Below are 19,147 nucleotides of genomic sequence, written 5' to 3' on the forward strand. Positions count from 1 at the left end.
AATATGCCACAGAAAATGAAAGTCAGTAACCAAAATGAATATAACAAATTTCTCCAGGAAAGAGGAAATATTTTTCATTATATCAATGAAGCCATAGAAAATTGGTATGAAAATAGTCCAAAAATGCAAGGCGGCAACTATATTTACAGTGATAAAGTTGTGATTTTGGTGCATATAATTGTCAATCTTTTTAGAATTGGTTTAAGACAAACGGTGGGGTTTATAAAAGGATATATGCAACAAATAGGAAGAGATTTAGCAGTTATCAGCTATTCACAAGCATCAAGAAGGTTTAAGAAACTTAATATTAAGATCAATGATTGCAGAATTGATAAAAATAATATGGAAGACATCGAAATTGCTATAGATAGTACAGGTATCAGCATTTACAACAATACCCCTGGTCACAGCAAGGAAAATAGCGCTAACAGAAAATATCGTGGCTATGAACAGACAAGAAAATTGCATGTAATGTTGAATATAAACAGCAAAAAAGCCATAGCTGTAAAATACAGTAACGGTGTCTACTCTGATCACTATGGAGCTTGCGATTTGCTTAAAGAAGTTAATTTTCAGCATATCATAAAAGCACTATATGCAGATAGGGCATATGATAGGCACAAGTTTTACAAATTGTGTCACGAATATGATATAAAGGCAAAAATTCCACCAATAAACAATGCGGCAGAACATCCAGAAATAGATTATATGTCTGACAGAAATGCTGCTATTAGGTTAATAAAATTATACGGTGAAGATGGCGTGAAAGAATGGAAAAAAGAAGTAAATTATGGGAAAAGATCTTATATTGAAGGGTTTTTCTCAAGATTAAAGCAAATATTTGGATTCAGCTTTAGGAATAAATCCGAAGTAAATCGCGAAAAAGAATTGCTGATTAAGTGCTATTTGCTTAATCAATTTACTGAAATTGGTATGGCTAAATTTGAAATGGCTACATGATATTTATCGTAAATTACTACCAGTATAAGGTGCGATGCAACAAAGCCCACTGGGATCCAGGTTACTATATATGAAAAATTATTATGTTTATATACTTGCAAGTGAACGAAATGGAACCCTGTATATAGGTATAACATCAAATTTAATCAAACGAATTTGGGAGCATAAAAGCAAAGCCATTTCCGGTTTCACGTCAAAGTACAATGTTAGTAAATTAGTCTACTCTGAGGAGTTTCAAGACATAAATTTAGCAATTAGTAAAGAAAAGCTTCTAAAAAGCTGGCAGAGAAAATGGAAAATAAACTTAATTGAAAAAACAAATCAAGAATGGAAAGATTTATATGATGAAATCGTATCTGGATTCCAGACTGGAATGACACCATTTGTTGTGCAAATTACCTTTGCAAACAAATGTTCGTACAGCTGTGTGTCACGCACTTTGCTTCAATATTTGCACATTAGCCACTCCTCTGAACAGATACACTCTTCTTTAAATTTTTTTAGATGTTCTTTTTTCTCGCACTCTAAAAGCAGCTCTTCCACACTTTTGTTGTAGCTTTCAGTAGTAATCCTTCCCTGATGATGCATGAACCTTAAGTAAATTAAATAAGTGTTAATTACATCTGCTTCACAATAATCTCGAATCTCTTGTATCTTGCCGCTATCGTATAAGCCCATAACTTGTGACCCATCAACTCCAATCTTGCCAGGAAGATTAAATGCTGCACAAACTTCGTTCATTTTTACTCTCGCAGAAGCTCCAAAATCAGAGAGGGTTTCAAGCAAATCACAATGCCAATCACTGCTATATCTCTGATTGTAACTATTCCACTTATCGCCAGCTTTATGAAAATATTCTGCTTGAATGCCATGGACCATAGCACGATACTTCAGTACCGGTATATCAAAAGTGCGTCCGTTGAACGAAACTAATCTTGGCTTTTTCTCTGATATGTAGTTAAAAAATCCTTTCACTAGCTCCTTTTCACTGGAATTTAGTGTGCCTCCAGATCTTATTTCTTGCAGTGTGAACACCTCATAACCGCTCTGGTAGCTTATATTGCAAAGTAAAAAACTAATAACTACAATTTGGTGGAAGGGCTGACGCAAAAAAGAGTTTTGCCCGTTTGTTATTTCAAGATGATATTTTGTTAATGCATCCCTCTTCTCTTCTACACTACTATCATCACTAATATTGAGTAAATTTTTGCAGGAATTTACATCTGGTATAGTTTCAATATCAAATACCAATAAAGAATTAAGCATTGCCTATATACTCCTCAGGACGGTCGATCCAAGGTCGCACTTTCACAAATAAAAAGAGGTGTACCTTGCACTCAAATAATTTTTCTAGTTCAGCACGCGCTTCGATATTAATTTTTTTAATATTACTGCCATCTTTTCCTAGCACTATTTTTTTATGACTATCTTTCAACACGAATATGATCTGTTTTATGACTAAACTCTTATCTTTTTTTTCCTCAAATTGTTCAGTTATAACAGCTGTAGAGTATGGCAATTCTTCACGCAAGTTCAAGAATAATTTTTCTCTCGTAATTTCTGCTGATAAAAAATTTGTCGAGGAATCGGTTATTTGATCTTCTTCATAAAACCAAGGGCTCACTGGTGCAACTTCAGATAAGTAATTCACCAAATCAGAAAGTCCATCATTCTTTAATGCGGATATTGTAAAAACCTTTTCAAATTTATAAAGCAAATTCAGATGCTCATGCGCCATCTTTAATTCAGGCCTTTTTACCAAATCAGTTTTATTGATAACCAAAATGCATCTGCCTTTTGTGCGCTGCAGTCGTGCAAATATAGTCTTAATTCTTTCTATATTTTTCAAATAATTGCTTACATCAACAAGCAACAAAGTGATGTCATCACCCTTGATTGCTGACCATGCAGACTTGACTAAAGCTTTTTCAAGTTTTGTTTCTGCTGAGAAAATTCCTGGGGAGTCAGTAAAGACAATTTGTGTGTTGTTGCATGTTGCAATACCCCTTATTTGCGTCCTTGTTGTTTGCACTTTAGGGGTGACAATTGCAATCTTCTTACCTATGATGCTGTTAATTAATGTAGACTTCCCAGCATTTGGTAAGCCAGCTATGGTTACAAATAAGCACTTTTGTTCTTTCACAAAGGAAATTATAAAGAAAACTGGATGCGAGCGTCAAGCTACTTGGATGACATCATTCTCCTGTCATCCAAGTAGCTGACACTGGTTCACTCTATAATGGTATCACAGCAGTCCTACGTCATACCGCAGCGGCGCTAACAAGTAGCAACTGTTCTCCCTCGTCACGGTATCTCTAGATCCCGCTAACAAGCAGCGGGATGACGGTTGTCGTTTAGCCACAAATATTTAAGAAATTTACCAAACGAAAAAAAAGGCAAAAAAAACCCTAGTCATTGTCTATTTTCAGTATTGGCGTTTTTTAAGTCTTAAACACTGCAATTTAGCTGCTTTTAAATGCAACTCACCTTTGTTTAAATGTTTAAGAAATTTACTAAGCAGAAAAAAAGGCAAAAGAAACCCCGTGGTAATTAGTGTTCACTCTCTAATCCTTCAAATTGGCGTACTATACTGTCTTAAACGACTTATAAGCGCGTTTCAGCTTATATAGGTAAAAACCCAGAAATGTTGTGAAGACATAAGGTGCACATAGTGCAAAAAATTAAAAATAAGACGCCAACTACGTTGTTTTCTTGCTGTTTAATCTGCACAGATGAAGATAACTGAATACCTTCAGTTTCATGATACGGGGGCTGGCGAAGGGTGTCAAGCAAGTTTTTATGACTTAGATTCTAACGTTACGCGCTGCCATGTGGTATACAAATTTCCTTCGAATTACAACGTACGTGCACTCTATATGCACTTGATTGACAAATGCTCTCTTATCAAAATCTCAAGAATCTGCACTATATTTAGTGCTGCACCTTTGCGCAGGTTATCAGCCACTATCCACATATTTAATCCGTGCTCAACAGTATTGTCTCGTCTAATACGCGATACATATACAGCATTCTCCTGTACAACATCAATTTGAGTTATGTATTCACTGTCTTCACGCCTGTTGTATACTAAAACTCCACTATCTTCGGCTTCACTTAGCACTTCACGAGCTTGTTCTTCAGTGATATGTTGACCAAATTCCACATTTACTGCCATAGCGTGGCCGATAAAGACGGGTACCCTTACACAAGTTGCAGTAACTTTTATATCTTCCTCTAAAATTTTTTTTGTCTCCTCTTGCATTTTCCATTCCTCTTCTGTAGAACCATTCTCCATGAATTCTCCTACATGGGGAATGCAATTAAACGCTATTTGCTTAGGGAATATCTCAGGCTTTTTAGTCTCATTCATGAAGATTTTTTTTGTCTGATTATAAAGTTCATCCATTGCTGCTTTACCTGCACCAGAAGTTGATTGATAAGTTGAAGCAACGATTCTCTTTATTTTTGCTTTCTGGTGTAATAGATGTAGTACTAGCAACATCTGTATTGTAGTACAGTTTGGGTTGGATATTATGTTGTGGTTTTTATATTCCATAATTTTTTCTTTATTAATCTCTGGAATAATGAGCGGCACACCTTCTTTCATTCTAAAATGGGAAGTGTTATCTATTACGATGCACCCAGCCTTAATTGCAGTCGGTACGTGTTTCTCAGAAACATGAGATCCGGCACAGAAAATGGCTACATTAGTTCCAATGAAGTCATAATCCTCAAGGCATAAAACTGTTAACTCTTTGTCACCAAAACTCACCTTCTTCCCTTCTGATTTTTTCGACGCAAGTGCAATAACAGAATCTATCGCCTCATCTTGAAACTCAGCAAGCGTGCTTAACACCTCACGCCCTACTCTTCCGGTTGCTCCAATAACAGCAATTTTGTATCTCATATAGATAAACCTCTAACTTTAAAGTTATATTATATTTTTACTGACAAAATTTACAATTGTTTTAATATTTTCACCTTGCAATTAATTGTAATTTAGCTATTATTATGCAATATTAGTAATATTACATAATAAAATGAAAGATGAGTAAAGAATACGATGAAACTAAGGTTAAACCTGCAATGTCTACACCTCAAGAGCCTGAAAGAACCAATGGATTAAAGGCTCAAAATGTTCTTTCGAAAAAAAGAAAGCCTGCAATAAATTTTGATGATAAAAAGTATGGTGTAAAAAACCTTAAAATAGACCAACAGTTCCTAAATAAAAGACAAGAACCTTCAAAGCTAAGAGATTTCTTAAGATCAATACCAATAATAGGGAGATTTTTAGCAAGGATTTTCACACCTGAAAAAATAGAAATCATCAGTAACCCTATATATGACAACATGGAAGCATATGAAAAATCGCAAGCAGGTCACTCCAGTAAGATAAAAGATGAGACTAGTATAGATGATGAACACGCAAAAGAAGTAGATAGTAAACTTGAGAAGGGTAATGTCGAACAAGTGGACAATAAGAAAAGTCGTTATTAAATAAAAGGCCTTAAACTCTATTTTATTGTGCAGGAGCTCTGCGATACCAAAATAAATAAAGAGGTACGCCACTTGCGGTGAATAAGCTTGCGATCAGCAAAGTATTCACAGAAGTTTCAAATATTACCCAGCAGCAAAAGGTTGTTGCTATACTGCCAATTAAAAATTTGTAACAACTCTTTTCTTGCACAATAACTTTGAGAAAAGCAAGGCTGCATGCAAGGTAAACAAATAAAAATGAAACTACAGAAAAGTCGATAATTGATGTGATCTGTTTAGCAAAATTGTTGCTTGAAGTGAGAATTAGTAGAACTGAAGTGCCAACAGAGCTGATTATTATGCCCCAGAAAGGAGAACCGTGCTTATTTCTTTTAGCAAAGAACTGTGGCATCAGTTTATCTTCTGCAAGGCCAAGGGCCACTTGTCCACTAGCTAGTACCCAAGCATTTAAACTGCCAACACAAACAATAAAAGCAACAATAGAAATGATCAAATGCCAATTACCTGGAAACATAATTTTTATTGCGTCAACATACGGCGCTTTTGAATTAACTAGATCATTGCCGTTTATCAATCCCATGATTGCAAGGCTATTAATGAAATATATAACTGCAACAGAGATTGTGCCAAGCACTATGGCTCTTGGTATAGTCTTAGCTGGATCGTTGACTGATCCTGCAGGTGCTGTTGCTGATTCAAGTCCAATAAAACACCATAGAGTGAGTAGTGTAGAGCGAGCAAGGACTTGAGACATCGTGAGGCTTGATATTTCCTCACTTATGATAAAATTATTCCTATCAAAGAAAAACAACGCTGTTACCGGTATAGCAAGCAGTGCGGTAATTTTGACAGTCATCAATAAAAGCTCAACACATCCAGCAGCAGTGACACCTCTTAAATTTATTAGTGTAATGATCGTAAATAATAGTATTTCTAAAAATAAGCGTATATTTTGAATATCTCCATGAAAAAGCGAAGTAAGATAGCCAATACTTGCAACGATTACTGCTGTCGTGCTAACCCATGAAATTACCCAATATGTCCAACCAACAAAGAAAGCTGCAGCAGGGCCAAAAGCATGCTTTACATAAACGTGAGGACCACCCGTTTCCGGAAATTTTGCACAGAGTAAGGCAAAAACCAAAGCAAGAGATATAGCACCAAGCCCTGATATCACCCAGCTTACAAGGCTGTACATGCCATATGGAGCAAGGCTAATTGGAAGCATAAAAATTCCAGAGCCAATTTGGCTACTAATCACTAAGGCAAAAATAGCCCAAAAACCTATTTTATTTGACACAATAATTTTTATCTAAATAGATTAACGATATAACTGAAGCTCAGAAATTTCAATCGATCTTTATAAAAACTTGCATTTTTTTAATTTATGCATATAATGAAATAGATTATTAGGAGAAGGCTATGAATCCAAGGTTAAAAACATTTTTGGTTGTTTGTGGGTATGTTTTATTAATTGGTGCTGCTATTGGAACATTATTTTATCATGATTCTCTGCTTAAGATCTTTATTAATGCGCTTTATGCATTCCTTCTTGCCAAAACTTCAAGTGAGGTATTAGCTGCTTTTGGAACACTTGCAATTTCTCTTGCTGCCTGTGTTGCATGCTATGGCATACATAAGCTCTGTTCTATCTTTACAGAAAAAATTACAAGCAACTATCAGTCTTTCAAAAATAAAAACAGTGATGATAGTATTTTTTCTGAAGTATATAACGACCCAACAATAGGGTTGAAAGATAAGATTCTATTTTTCTCTATATATTTAATATATTACATTCAATTACCATTTTTGTACTGTGCATCGAAAATATCTGCCCTTAATGGGTGGCTGCTACTGAGTACTAGAAGAGAAATACCAAGTAATCACATATTTCTTGTGCTTATAAATGCTGTATTATTAATTCCAGTAGCACTTCTTGAATTGATAAAGTATCCATTAGTGAGGCTTTTCTCACCTTTGGGTTTGAATGTAAAGCAGCTAAGCTTTTTGTTTAATGTAAGTGATGTGGGCACTGGCAGTCAAAGTGTTCATACTAGAAGTTTTGAGGAAAGTGTTATAAAGTGTGCTGAGGAGCTAAAACAGAAATTTGGAACTCAGTCAAATGCACTCAATAAAAAGTATGAAGATTATATAAACAACTCAGATGAGTTAACAGCTGAACAAAGAAATCAATTGCAGAATTATCTTAACTTTAATAATTCTAATATAGCAAATTGGCGAGAATCAAAAACTGGCCTAACTCTCACACAAGCTGCAAACTTAGTTTCTTTCAGCTGCTGCTGAGAATCAAAAATCAGATGTGAATTCACTACTATTAATGAATTTAAAGGATGGACTTGGTTTATGTCCTCTGGGAATGTTCGATCGTATTATTTATTCGCTTAGTTGTCTTGAAACGAAAAATAATTTCTTGGTTCAAATAAATGGAGCAGTGAACGTATTAACACCTAAATTTACTGAAAGATTTTTAAAAGAATATTGCAATTATAAAAAATTAAAAATTTTGGTAGACAAGTTTGAAGATTTTTACTCCGAAGATTATGCGGATAAAAATAATATAAGCGATGAGGTGAAGAGCAACATTAACCAATCAATAATAGAAATAAGAGAATTTGTCTTTAAAGAGCTTTACATAAAATTTTACGAAGAGTATGGAAAAAGTATTCAAAGAGGTGCCATAAAGCAAAAATTAAGGGAATTAGTTACAGATGATAGTATAAAGGAAGCAGTGTATTATTCAATGTATAATATAGAAATCCCTGCAGAACCACCTACTTATCTTGAAAGAGTAAAAGAATTTTTTGGAGGTCATGCAAGGTCTCCTGCTGCTTAGTGGTTTGATTCGTGCTATATAGCTAAACTGACTTAGATTTACCTACAATTTGATAAGTGTGAAACTCGTCATTCCGCTACTAGTTAACGCCGCGGCGGTATAGCTATAGCTTTGTCTTCCCTTTTCTGAATGGCTTGCAAGCTGCTATCTCTACAAAAACTATATTTTTCTTCAGAAGAGAGCTATATTGTAACTATGGACAAAATAATCATAAAAAAATTTGGTGGGACTTCGCTAACTGATTTAAACCGAGTTGCAAATTTGATAAAAAACGATATTGAGAAAGGTTGTAATGTAATCGTTGTTGTATCTGCTGTTGCAGGATTTACTGACCAAATGGTTTTTCAGGCTAGGCAAATCTCAAATTTAAGTTGCAGACAAGAGTTATCAGAGTATGACGTTATGCTTTCAGCAGGAGAACAAATCTCTTGCGGTCTATTAGCTATCACTCTCCAATCGATCGGAGTTAATGCTAAATCGTGGCTTGCCTGGCAGTTACCAATTGTAACTGATGATTTTTATTCTGAGTCTAAAATAAAAACAATAAAGATTGAACGTGTGAAAAGATCTTTTGCTGAGGGTTATACTGCTGCGATCATCGCTGGTTTTCAGGGTATAAATGATGATAGAATCACTACTTTTGGAAGAGGAGGCTCTGATATATCAGCAGTTGCCTTCGCGGTAGCCTTTGGTGTTAGAACTTGCGAAATTTTTACTGATATTGATGGAATATATACAGCAGACCCGAGAATTGTTCCAAAGGCACGCAAGCTTAAATTTATCTCTTACGATGAAATGTTGGAAATGTCGTCATCTGGTGCTAAAATATTGCATAATCGTTCAGTACAACTTGCAATGAAACATGACATTAAAGTGCAAGTGCTATCCACTTTTAAGGAAGTAGAAGGCACCACAGTGCTACACAAAAGGGAGGTACTAGAGAGATACTTAATTACTGGAATAGCTTATAGCACTAATGAAGCTCTTGTAACTTTCACTAACCTTGCAAATAACTTGCGTACTTTAAGAGATATAGCAGGAGCAAACGCTAAAATTGATATGATACATGGGTCAAGTTTTGTTATCTCCAAATTTGATATTGATTTAATGGAAAAGTTACTGAATAAGAATGAAAATTATGCTATAAATGGTAATGTAGCTAAAATTTCAATAATTGGTATTGGTGTTATGTCTAACACTGAAGTGATGCACCGCACACTCAAGGTTTTAAGCGAAAAAAAGATAGAAGTACTTGCTATCGCAACATCTGAAATCAAAATCAGTATAATTGTTCAAAAAGAATGCGCTGTAGCTTTAGTCAAAGATTTACACACTGAGTATGAGCTTGATATGCAGCACTAGGATAGGCTTGACGTCCACAACTGGTATCCGTTCAGCCAATGGCGTCAACTTAAGAGTCCTCATTAGCAAACCCTCCTATGGATCTTCTGAAAAATTTTTGAGTATATTGTATTTTTAATTTGTAAAATAAGATTTTTTCCTTTCTGCATGTCTCCTTATAGAAAGGACACATTTTAAACTTTTTTATAGAAACAACAGCGTTTTTTTTCACTCTTTGGATAATTTTATGATAAAAAATTTAGAGAGAAATTTTACACACTATCGCTTATATTTTTCCTTAAGTTGACGCCATTGAGTGTACGGACATTGTGATTTGAGTCCACCAGGGAAGGGTGTCATCTGAGTAGCTGACACTGGTTCTTTTTTTTTGGATTCCAGCGTCACGCGCTGGAATGACACCAAAAAGCGAGTTTTTTCAATAAGTTGCTCAATTGTCACTGATTCATTTTCTCTAAAGTCACCTACCATAGTTCTTCTTAATTTTGTAATGTGTCCAAAACAATTTAATGCAATTCCAAGATCACGAGCAATTGATCTCACATGTACACCACTACCGCACATCATAGAAAAATTTGCACTATTATTTATGGTGTCCACAGATATCAATTTCAGTTCATGTATTTTGACTTGTCGGGCTTTATATTCACCTTTTGCCCACTTCTTGCCAATTTATACGCCCTTGCTCCTTTAATTTTTATTGCTGAAAATTGAGGAGGAGTCTGCTTGATCTCACCAATAAAATTTTTAATTGCACAATTTATTTGACTATATTGAGGTTCTATAGTGCTAGTTCTAATAATATCACCACCCAAATCATCCGTTGTTCTTTGTTCACCCCATTTTATTGTGAAATCGTATGCCTTTAAGTCGCAAGATAAATACGGTATAGTTTTTGTTGCTTCGCCAAGAGCAATTGGCAACACACCTGAAGCTAAAGGATCAAGTGTTCCCAGATGACCAGCTTTTTTTATCCCAAAAATCCCTTTGACTTGGGCTACAGCCTGTGCAGAGCTAATTCCTATTGGTTTTATCGAGATTCAGCCAACCATGTTTCATAGTTAATTATATACAATTGGTAACAGTTTAGCTTGAAATATATACTTTATGTAAAAAATGGCTTGACCAACATGCATTATTAACACATACTTAATCCTTTTATTAACCTTACTTTAAGAGGACTATTATGACTATAAAAAACATATTGAAGTGGGAAAATACTGCACATATAACAAAAATGAGTATTGAAGGTTTAGTTGCAGTTGCATCTTTAGCGGGAGCAATAACAGCAATATTAATTGCTACTAAAGTAATTGCTGGACCTGCATCTTTAGCACTTGTTGCTAGCCCTGCTGGAATTGCAGTTCTATTTATTGCAGCTGCATATTTTGCCGCAGCAGCTTACTGTTCATATCAGCAAATGAATGCTACTAAAGGACCTCAAGGTGAAAAAGGGCTGGATGGTGATAAGGGACCTGAAGGTGATAAAGATAACGTTGTAAAAACATTACTTAATGGACTTAGTGATGATGATGTTAAACAGCAATTTAAGACTGCGCTTAATATTTCAAACTAATTAAATAAATTAGCATAACCAGAGGTAGATTTTCTACCTCTTTCTTTTTCCTTTCATTTGAATATGTAAAGGTTAAGGCAATCTATCCCACACCTCAGCTACATCCTCACTAAACTCTATTATCTCTGTTTTTTTGAACTGGTAACATTTGTTAATAGATTGAATTCCTAAATTTCCTATAAAAGGAGTGGCGTCATTACCTAAAATTTTACCACTGCGGCAGATTATCAACCTATCGATTAAATTGCACTTTAATAGTTCTGTGATTAACACTCCTCCGCCTTCAACTAATAATCTTGTTATACCAACTTCTGAAACAAGTTTTGATGCCATGTCTTTTAGGCAAACCTTACCTGCGTTGTTTGAATTAACTATCAAATAGTTAATGTTTTTTATTTTTTTCTTTACTTTGTCGTTTGTAATCACCCAAGTTGTTACTTTATCTGCAGTCTTTGCAATATTGTGCTCTTCCTTCAATTTTGCTTGGCTATCTATAATCAGCCTTATTGGCGATCTACTTCCGAGTTCTGGTAATCTGCAAGTTAAGAGTGGATCGTCATTAATAAGAGTATTGCTGCCGATCATAATTGCATCATATTTTGCTCTAAGCTCATGTACCCAGTTTCTCGTATCTTCACTTGTTATCCATCTGCTATCGCCTGTAAATGTTGCAACTTTTCCGTCAAGAGTTGTTGCGATTTTGCAAGCTATAAATGGTCTATGTAATTCTTTAGTGGTGAAAAAACCGACATTCAGTTCTTCTGCCTCTTTTTGCATAATACCTTGCTCAATCTCAATTCCTGCTTCTTTTAGAGCTTTAATGCCTCCACCTAAAACTCTACTATCTGGGTCAATAGTTGCAATTACTACCCTTTTTATTCCAGCTCTTATAATTCCTGCGGTGCAAGGTTCTGTAACTCCAAAGTGGCAACATGGCTCGAGCGTGATATACATAGTTGCATCTTGAGTTGAGCCTTTCGCGTTTTGCAAAGCGACTACCTCCGCATGCGGACGCCCACCGATCCCTGTATATCCCTCACTAATAATTGTACCATCCTTTACAATAACACACCCGACAGCAGGATTTGGTGCAACATTTCCAAGATTTTTTTCTGCAAGTCTTAATGCAATTGACATGAAATGATCATCAGTCATTAGAAAGAAGTCATTTCATATGAGGTATCAAAAATTCTTCTGTGCTCGTGTATGGCAAATCTATCTGTCATACCCGAGATATAGTCACATATTATTACTGAACGCTGAGATTCACAAGCGAGTTTGCTCCACTCTGTGGGAAGTAATCCTGGGTTTTCATAAAAACATTGAAAAAGTTCCTGTATTATGCGTTTTGCTTTGTTCATCGTTCTACTCAGTTTATAGCTTCTGTATATTTTCTCCATATTGAATCTTTTCATTTCTTTTGTAGCATTCGCAACTTCTGGTGAAAATGTGACTAGCATTTTATTTAGACTTCTTACGTCTTCTACGCTTTTTATTTTGTGATCTTCAATATTTCTTTCAGTCTGAGAAACAACATCGCTTATCATAGTTCCTATAGTTCCACTCAGTGATTCATGTATGAGTTTGCTCTGAGGCAATTCTGAATATCCGCTCCTTACGTCTTTAAACATTTTTCCAATTAAAGGGACATTCAGCAAATCTTCGATGGTTACTAAATTTGCCCTGAGTGCATCATCAAGATCGTGAACACTGTAAGCAATATCATCCGCAATTGAGGCAACTTGCGCTTCAATGCTTGAAAATTCTTCAAGTTTTAGATCATATTTTTCATTATATTCTAATAACAGTTGATTATTTGTAGAAGACTCTGCGTTTTGACCAAGCAAGGGACCATTATGTTTTGCAACCCCTTCAATCACCTCCCAACTCAGATTCATACCATCAAAATCAGCATGTTTCTGTTCAAGGTAAGTTAAAATCCTTATAGCTTGAACATTATGACCAAACTCATACTTCTCATTATCAACTTGAACTAGAGCATCCTCACCTGTGTGACCAAATGGGGGATGACCAAGGTCATGTGCAAGCGCTATGCATTCAGTGATGTCCTCATTTAAGCCGAGTCTGCGTGCGATGGATCTTGCAATTTGTGCAACTTCAAGGCTATGAGTCAGCCGAGTGCGATAGTAATCGTGCTCGTAATTGATAAAAACTTGTGTTTTGTACCCCAATTTCCTAAACGCATTAGAGTGAACAATGCGATCCCTATCACGCTGAAAGCAGCTGCGATTCTCATCTTCTGGCTCTTTGAAGTATCTCCCTTTTGTTTTGCTTGGAAAACATGCATAACTTAATAGAAAATTATTGTTTGACATGTAAAATTTCTACTATAATAAGTTATCAATAATAAACGGTGGTTACTATGTCAACAAATTACAACATCAACTTAACTGATAACGCACTAAAAAAAATCCACTCTCTTGCAGAACAGGAAGGGGATAAGAGTTCCGTTTTGCGGGTTGCAGTTTCAGGTGGTGGATGTTCTGGCTTCAAATACAATTTTCTTATGGATCAAATGAATAAAAATCTATCTTTGGATGATGAAGATGATGATTACGATGATGAATTTGATGACGAAGACGAAGATGATGAAGAAAGCGAGGACTATAGAAGCCACTCCAGTTTTAGCGAAAAAGGTAAAGATATAGTAATTAATGATGAAAATGGCAATCCTGTATTAATGGTTGATAATTGTTCAGCAAAATTTTTAAATAACTCAGTTATAGATTATACTGAGAATCTCAGTGGTTCTGGTTTTCAAATAAAGAATACCCTTGCTAAGTCTCAATGTGGTTGTGGTAACAGTTTTTCGGTTTCCAAAACTTAGATGCCTTCTGGGTCTTTTAAACATGGGTGGTAATGTAGCACTAGAACTAACTTCTGTAGATAAAAGCTTCAAGGACAATTCTGCTGTTGTAAAAGACATCAATCTAAGTGTCACAAGAGGGCAAGTAGTAGCGCTGATTGGCGATTCAGGTACAGGGAAAACAACTATATTGCAAATCGCAGGCTTGTTGGATAAGCCAACTTCAGGTATAGTTACGATAGATGGAATAAATTGCACACAAGCCAGTAATAAGCATAAAACCCATGTAAGAAGAAATTTTCTTAGTTTTGTTTATCAATTTCACTATTTGTTACAAGAGTTATCGGTGTTGGAAAATATTATGCTTCCTCAACTCATTGCAGGAAAAAGCAAAGCTGAAGCAAAAAAAAATTCGCAAGCAACATTGGAAAAATTTGGTCTGGAAAACAAAGCAAGTAGTATGATATCTGAAGTTTCAGGTGGGGAAAGGCAGAGAGTTGCAATTGCAAGAAGCATTGTAAATTCTCCAAAGCTTTTACTTGCAGATGAGCCAACAGGAAATTTAGATCCAACAAATTCTTTTAACGTGTTTTTACTGCTACATTCATACGTAAAGGAAAATAACAGCTCTATGCTTATAGTAACGCACAATCATCTCCTTGCAGAAAAGGCAGACTGCATTTTCCAATTGAGAGATCGATCATTAGTGAAGTTATGAATAGGAAAAATAGCACAATTTAAAACTACCTATGCCTTATACTTATCTAACCAATGATCATTAACAGAGTACAACTCGCATGAAATGCTTTCATTGCTTTTTATACACGGACTTTTTAACTTACGCTGTTTACTTAGGGAACACCCCGATAACATAAACACAGCTAAAACAAAAAATAATAGCTTTTTAAACATAACAAAACCTTTTCATTTATATTACTACACTCATTTCTCTTGTTTGTAAAGATTAGGCATATTCTTTTACCCTTACCTCTTTTTTGACCTTTTGAGAAGAAATAGTTGCACTATTCAAGCGCAGTTTTATATAATCGTCTACGATTTGAGTCACTTCCTCTTCTTTATCCCTTAGAAAGTGATTAGTCTCATCTATTATATGGTATTTCATGTGATCACTTTTTACTGAATTTATCAACCTTTTTGCTAATTCTGTTACATCGCTTTCTTCTGAGATTGTATCATTACTGCTTTGTATTATAAGCCCAGAAACTGGACAGGGAGAAAGAAAAGAAAAATCGTACTTAGTTACCGGAAGAGAAAGAGCAATAAAACCCACTATCTCAGGGCGGCGCATTGTTAGCTGCATAGCCACCCATGCTCCAAAAGAAAAACCAGCGATCCAAATTGGAACGTTGCTAGAATTATGTTCCTGAAGCCAATCAATAGCTACCGCAGCGTCAGTTAACTCTCCTATACCCTTATCAAAAGTTCCAGTAGATTTTCCCACACCCCGAAAGTTAATTTTCAATGCAGAAAAATTGTTATCGATAAAAGACGTATATGTACTATGTACAATTTTACTATCCATATTACCACCATATTGAGGATGATGATGTAAAACCAGCACAACCGGCGCGTTGGCATCTTTGCTTTGGCGGTATTCACCTTCTATCTTTTTTGTTGCATTATTCAAAAAAACTTCAACCATGGTAACCCCTAATAAGAACCTGCTTGACAGGTATTGATGACGTGAGTTATTAATTATGTATTAATTTCGCTGTTTTTGCAATAAATTTTTTATCGTATTAAAGCTAACGTACATAGTTATGGTTATAGTTGATGGTAAACTTATTTAAGTGACAGATGAGTCCATTCTCTTTAGAAAATAGTGGTTGCGTATATGCTGATTACAATGCAACTGCTCCAATTAGTGAAAATGTAAAAAAAAGTATATTTGAGGTCTTGTTAAAACAAACGCTCAATCCATCATCACTACATAAAAGAGGACAAGAAGCGAGGAAGATTCTTCAGGAGGCAAGAGATAACGTACGTGGTGCTATTGGCGTCTCAAGTGATAAAGAAATAGTTTTTACGTCTGGTGCAACTGAAGCGAATAACCTTGTTATGAGAGGAATAGCAGGCTACCTGCATGTAATTTCAGCTATAGAGCATCCTTCAATTCTTAATTCTGCATGTAATCCATATATAATACCCGTTGATCAGGAGGGCATTGTTGACTTTTTAGAGCTAAAAAAAATTCTAAGCGAACTTAAAGGAAACAAAGCAATAGTTTCAGTTATGATGGCAAATAACGAAACCGGAGTTATTCAACCTATTGAGGAAATAGCTGAAATAGCACACAAATTTGGAGCAATTTGCCACACTGACACTGCTCAAAGTGTTGGGAAAATTAAAGTTAATATGGAAGATTTAGGAGTGGATTTACTCACTTTATCCGCCCATAAATTTGGCGGTGTAGCAGGCAGTGGAGTTTTAATATTCAATAAAGAACTTGCGATAGAACCTATTATAATAGGTGGTGGACAAGAGAAGGGATTTCGTGGTGGTACGGAAAATATTGTTGCAATTGCAGGCCTTTCTGCTGCACTGCAAAATATTCCAGATCTTCTATCAAAAATGGATGAAGTAAAGGAGCTACGTGATCAATTAGAGTGTGAATTATTAAATCTTGCCAGTGACATAAGAATCTTCGGTAAAAACTCTAAGAGGCTGCCAAACACAAGTTTTATTTATATGCCAGGAGTAAAGAGTGATGTGCAGCTCATGCATTTTGACTTGAATCATATTGCAGTTAGTAATGGTTCTGCATGTTCTTCTGGAAAAGTTGAGCCTTCCCATGTTTTGCTTGCAATGGGGGCAACAAAAGAGCAAGCAGAGTGTTCAATTAGAATCAGCATAGGTCCAGAAACTAAACCACAAGACATAAAAAAAATAGTGGATTGTTGGTATAATATCTACAAGAAGAACTCCTTGGAATATATGGCAAGTAGCTCATAAAAACGGATTAAACGCAAAACCTACTTGACAAACTCCGCCAGCGCCCTTATTATGAAACTGAAGGTATTCAGTTATCTTCATCTGTGCAGATTAAACAGCAAGAAAACAACGTAGTTGGCGTCTTATTTTTAATTTTTTGCACTATGTGCACCTTATGTCTTCACAATATTTTTGGGTTTTTACCCATATAAGCTGAAACGCGCTTATAAGTCGTTTAAGACAGTATAGTACGCCAATTTGAAGGATTAGAGAGTGAACACTAATTACCACGGGGTTTCTTTTGCCTTTTTTTCTGCTTAGTAAATTTCTTAAACATTTAAACAAAGGTGAGTTGCATTTAAAAGCAGCTAAATTGCAGTGTTTAAGACTTAAAAAACGCCAATACTGAAAATAGACAATGACTAGGGCTTCTTTTGCCTTTTTTTTCGTTTGGTAAATTTCTTAATGTTTGTAGCTAACATGAACAAACATTTGAGAGTAACTTCCGCTAGTAGGGTGTCATCCCAGTGCCTTGACTACTTGGGTCCAGGAAAGTTTGCTTGCTCACAAGCAAACTAGCATAGAAAGTGGTTACAACGTTTTCGATGAGATTGCAGAAAGGCTGGATTCCAGTGGGCTTTGTTGCATCGCTAGCTATGATGGATTAAAGATAAAAAAGATAGAGAATATCAGTAGCTTATTATTCTGGTATTTATAACAAGAACGGTCAGTGAATACCTAAATTCGAGTAAAAGAAATTTCACTACCACTCACTAATCCGGCTAAAATTCAAGAATTTCAATGCTTTAGCTATTTTCAATAGAATTAAATTTATTAATACAAATAACAAATTACTATTCTTAAATTTGATCAGATTGATTGCAAAAAAACAAGATTTTCTATAGGTTGCTTATAATCCTAACTATAGTTAGCCTTTCATAAATAGCGATGCAACAAAGCCATCCCAGTGCCCCTATGATGTCATTCCAGCACTTGATGCTGGAATCCAGTTTTCTTTACAAATTCACCAAAAGTGCTTCATTCTATAACGCAAAACCCATACTCACCAAACCCAATGCATTACTTGCAATTAAGTTTCCTGGATCCCAGTGGGCTTTGTTGCATAGCAACTGAAAAAATCTTGCAGTTACTGACAGAATTCATTATAAAACAGCTATTTAAGGAAAAATATGCCACAGAAAATGAAAATCAGTAACCAAAACGAATATAACAAATTCCTTGAAAAAAGGGGAAATATTTTTCGTTACATCGATAAAGCTATCGAAAATTGGTATGAAATTGGGCCAAAATGCAGGGTGGCAACAATATTTACAGCAATAAAGTGGTGATTTTGATACATATAATAACCCATCTATTCAGAATAGGTTTGAGTGGGATTTTTAGAGGGATACATTGAATAAATAGGAAAAATTTTGCAGGTTATCAGCTATTCACAAGCATCAAAAGAAACTTGATATTAAGATCAATGATTGCAGAGTTGATAAAAATAACATGGAAGATATCGAAATTGCTATAGACAGTACAGGAATTAGTATATACAACAACACACAGCAAAGAAAATAGCAAAGATAGAGAGTACCGCGGCTATAAACAAGTAAGAACAATTGCACATAATGTTGAGCAAACAAGTCATAGCTACAAAATACAGTAATGGCGTTTACTCTGATCACTATGGAGCATTGGGGAAATTTGATGTTAAATATGCTATAAAAGCACTATATGCAGATAGGGCATATGATAGAAAAAAGCTCTATAAGCTGTGTAATCAATATGGCATAAAAACGAAAATTCCTCCGAAAAACAACGCAGCAGAGCATCCAAAATTGGATTATATGCTTGATAGAAATGCCGCTATTCAGTTAATGAAATTATATGATGAAAATGGTATAAAAGATGGAAAGAAGAAGTAAATTACGGAAAAAGATCGTATATTGAAGAATTTTTCTCAAGGTTGAAGCGAATATTTGGGTTTAGTTTTAAGAATAAATCTGAGACAAATAGAGAGAAGGAACTACTTATTAAATGCTACTTAATGAACAAATTTACTGCAATTGGTATGCCTAAATTTGAAATAGTCGCATAAAATTATTTACTCTGGAAA

Annotated in this window: 18 protein-coding genes and 3 pseudogenes; 13 read left to right on the plus strand and 8 right to left on the minus strand. The window is 35.2% G+C overall.

Features of this window, described 5'->3' with window-relative positions; all coding sequences use genetic code 11:
- Positions 1-3 precede the first annotated feature (3 nt).
- Together OPR48_RS05800 and OPR48_RS05805 are read left to right on the plus strand one after the other, a co-directional pair.
- A complete protein-coding gene (locus OPR48_RS05800; protein WP_265025515.1) occupies positions 4-960 on the plus strand; it encodes an IS5 family transposase in 957 nt (318 codons plus the stop codon).
- 70 nt (positions 961-1,030) lie between these two features.
- Positions 1,031-1,306, plus strand: a pseudogene (locus tag OPR48_RS05805) (GIY-YIG nuclease family protein); the annotation flags it as partial.
- Between the two features lie 98 nt (positions 1,307-1,404).
- Here OPR48_RS05805 and OPR48_RS05810 read toward each other — a convergent pair.
- From OPR48_RS05810 to OPR48_RS05820, 3 genes are all read right to left on the minus strand, one after another.
- Positions 1,405-2,226 (minus strand): 3'-5' exonuclease, encoded by an 822-nt coding sequence (locus tag OPR48_RS05810; RefSeq protein ID WP_265025813.1) that lies wholly within the window; start codon positions 2,224-2,226, stop codon positions 1,405-1,407.
- Entirely contained in the window at positions 2,219-3,103 is an 885-nt protein-coding gene (gene era, locus OPR48_RS05815) for a GTPase Era (RefSeq protein WP_265025814.1), read from the minus strand. The genes OPR48_RS05810 and era overlap by 8 nt, the downstream gene beginning before the upstream one ends.
- A 729-nt stretch (positions 3,104-3,832) precedes the next feature.
- The gene (locus tag OPR48_RS05820; protein ID WP_265025815.1) at positions 3,833-4,867 is read right to left on the minus strand and encodes an aspartate-semialdehyde dehydrogenase; all 1,035 of its coding nucleotides are present in this window, start codon (positions 4,865-4,867) and stop codon (positions 3,833-3,835) included.
- A 140-nt stretch (positions 4,868-5,007) separates the two neighbouring features.
- Between OPR48_RS05820 and OPR48_RS05825 the strand changes: the two genes are divergently transcribed.
- Positions 5,008-5,457: a hypothetical protein gene (locus OPR48_RS05825; protein WP_265025816.1), complete on the plus strand. Its 450-nt coding sequence runs from the start codon at positions 5,008-5,010 to the stop codon at positions 5,455-5,457.
- A 22-nt stretch (positions 5,458-5,479) separates the two neighbouring features.
- On the opposite strand, the gene OPR48_RS05830 is transcribed toward OPR48_RS05825, so the two are convergent.
- Positions 5,480-6,757 carry an APC family permease gene (locus tag OPR48_RS05830; RefSeq protein WP_265025817.1) on the minus strand — a complete coding sequence of 426 codons (1,278 nt, stop codon included), beginning with the start codon at positions 6,755-6,757 and terminating at the stop codon, positions 5,480-5,482.
- A gap of 122 nt (positions 6,758-6,879) precedes the next feature.
- Between OPR48_RS05830 and OPR48_RS05835 the strand changes: the two genes are divergently transcribed.
- From OPR48_RS05835 to OPR48_RS05845, 3 genes are all read left to right on the plus strand, one after another.
- Positions 6,880-7,761 (plus strand): hypothetical protein, encoded by an 882-nt coding sequence (locus OPR48_RS05835; protein ID WP_265025818.1) that lies wholly within the window; start codon positions 6,880-6,882, stop codon positions 7,759-7,761.
- Positions 7,762-7,795: 34 nt separating this feature from the next.
- Positions 7,796-8,311, plus strand: a complete 516-nt coding sequence (locus OPR48_RS05840) for a hypothetical protein (protein ID WP_265025819.1) — start codon at positions 7,796-7,798, stop codon at positions 8,309-8,311.
- Between the two features lie 195 nt (positions 8,312-8,506).
- A complete protein-coding gene (locus OPR48_RS05845; RefSeq protein ID WP_265025820.1) occupies positions 8,507-9,673 on the plus strand; it encodes an aspartate kinase in 1,167 nt (388 codons plus the stop codon).
- Positions 9,674-10,042: 369 nt separating this feature from the next.
- Here the strand turns inward: OPR48_RS05845 and truB are convergent.
- A pseudogene (gene truB, locus OPR48_RS07290) lies at positions 10,043-10,729 on the minus strand (tRNA pseudouridine(55) synthase TruB); the annotation flags it as partial.
- Between the two features lie 127 nt (positions 10,730-10,856).
- Between truB and OPR48_RS05860 the strand changes: the two are divergent.
- Positions 10,857-11,246 (plus strand): hypothetical protein, encoded by a 390-nt coding sequence (locus OPR48_RS05860; protein WP_265025822.1) that lies wholly within the window; start codon positions 10,857-10,859, stop codon positions 11,244-11,246.
- 72 nt (positions 11,247-11,318) lie between these two features.
- Here the strand turns inward: OPR48_RS05860 and ribD are convergent, their stop codons facing one another.
- Positions 11,319-12,401 (minus strand): bifunctional diaminohydroxyphosphoribosylaminopyrimidine deaminase/5-amino-6-(5-phosphoribosylamino)uracil reductase RibD, encoded by a 1,083-nt coding sequence (gene ribD, locus OPR48_RS05865; RefSeq protein ID WP_265025823.1) that lies wholly within the window; start codon positions 12,399-12,401, stop codon positions 11,319-11,321.
- A complete protein-coding gene (locus OPR48_RS05870) occupies positions 12,401-13,582 on the minus strand; it encodes a deoxyguanosinetriphosphate triphosphohydrolase (protein ID WP_265025824.1) in 1,182 nt (393 codons plus the stop codon). The genes ribD and OPR48_RS05870 overlap by 1 nt, the downstream gene beginning before the upstream one ends.
- Positions 13,583-13,629: 47 nt before the next feature.
- Between OPR48_RS05870 and OPR48_RS05875 the strand changes: the two genes are divergently transcribed.
- Complete coding sequence (locus OPR48_RS05875; protein WP_265025825.1) at positions 13,630-14,094, plus strand: HesB/IscA family protein; 465 nt, start codon at positions 13,630-13,632, stop codon at positions 14,092-14,094.
- Positions 14,095-14,116: 22 nt separating this feature from the next.
- Positions 14,117-14,791 (plus strand): ABC transporter ATP-binding protein, encoded by a 675-nt coding sequence (locus OPR48_RS05880; RefSeq protein WP_265025826.1) that lies wholly within the window; start codon positions 14,117-14,119, stop codon positions 14,789-14,791.
- Positions 14,792-15,037: 246 nt separating this feature from the next.
- On the opposite strand, the gene OPR48_RS05885 is transcribed toward OPR48_RS05880, so the two are convergent.
- Positions 15,038-15,736 carry an alpha/beta hydrolase gene (locus OPR48_RS05885; protein ID WP_265025827.1) on the minus strand — a complete coding sequence of 233 codons (699 nt, stop codon included), beginning with the start codon at positions 15,734-15,736 and terminating at the stop codon, positions 15,038-15,040.
- A 155-nt stretch (positions 15,737-15,891) separates the two neighbouring features.
- Here OPR48_RS05885 and OPR48_RS05890 point away from each other — a divergent pair, with 155 nt between their 5' ends.
- From OPR48_RS05890 to OPR48_RS07525, 4 genes and pseudogenes are all read left to right on the plus strand, one after another.
- The gene (locus OPR48_RS05890; protein ID WP_265025828.1) at positions 15,892-17,046 is read left to right on the plus strand and encodes a cysteine desulfurase family protein; all 1,155 of its coding nucleotides are present in this window, start codon (positions 15,892-15,894) and stop codon (positions 17,044-17,046) included.
- A gap of 511 nt (positions 17,047-17,557) precedes the next feature.
- The gene (locus OPR48_RS05895; protein ID WP_265025830.1) at positions 17,558-17,743 is read left to right on the plus strand and encodes a hypothetical protein; all 186 of its coding nucleotides are present in this window, start codon (positions 17,558-17,560) and stop codon (positions 17,741-17,743) included.
- Positions 17,744-17,973: 230 nt separating this feature from the next.
- Positions 17,974-18,159, plus strand: coding sequence for a hypothetical protein (locus tag OPR48_RS05900; RefSeq protein ID WP_265025831.1), 186 nt, complete (start codon positions 17,974-17,976; stop codon positions 18,157-18,159).
- A gap of 56 nt (positions 18,160-18,215) precedes the next feature.
- Positions 18,216-19,129, plus strand: a pseudogene (locus OPR48_RS07525) (IS5 family transposase).
- Positions 19,130-19,147 lie beyond the last annotated feature (18 nt).

It is taken from the genome of Wolbachia endosymbiont (group A) of Bibio marci (genome assembly GCF_947251645.1).
GTDB lineage: Bacteria > Pseudomonadota > Alphaproteobacteria > Rickettsiales > Anaplasmataceae > Wolbachia.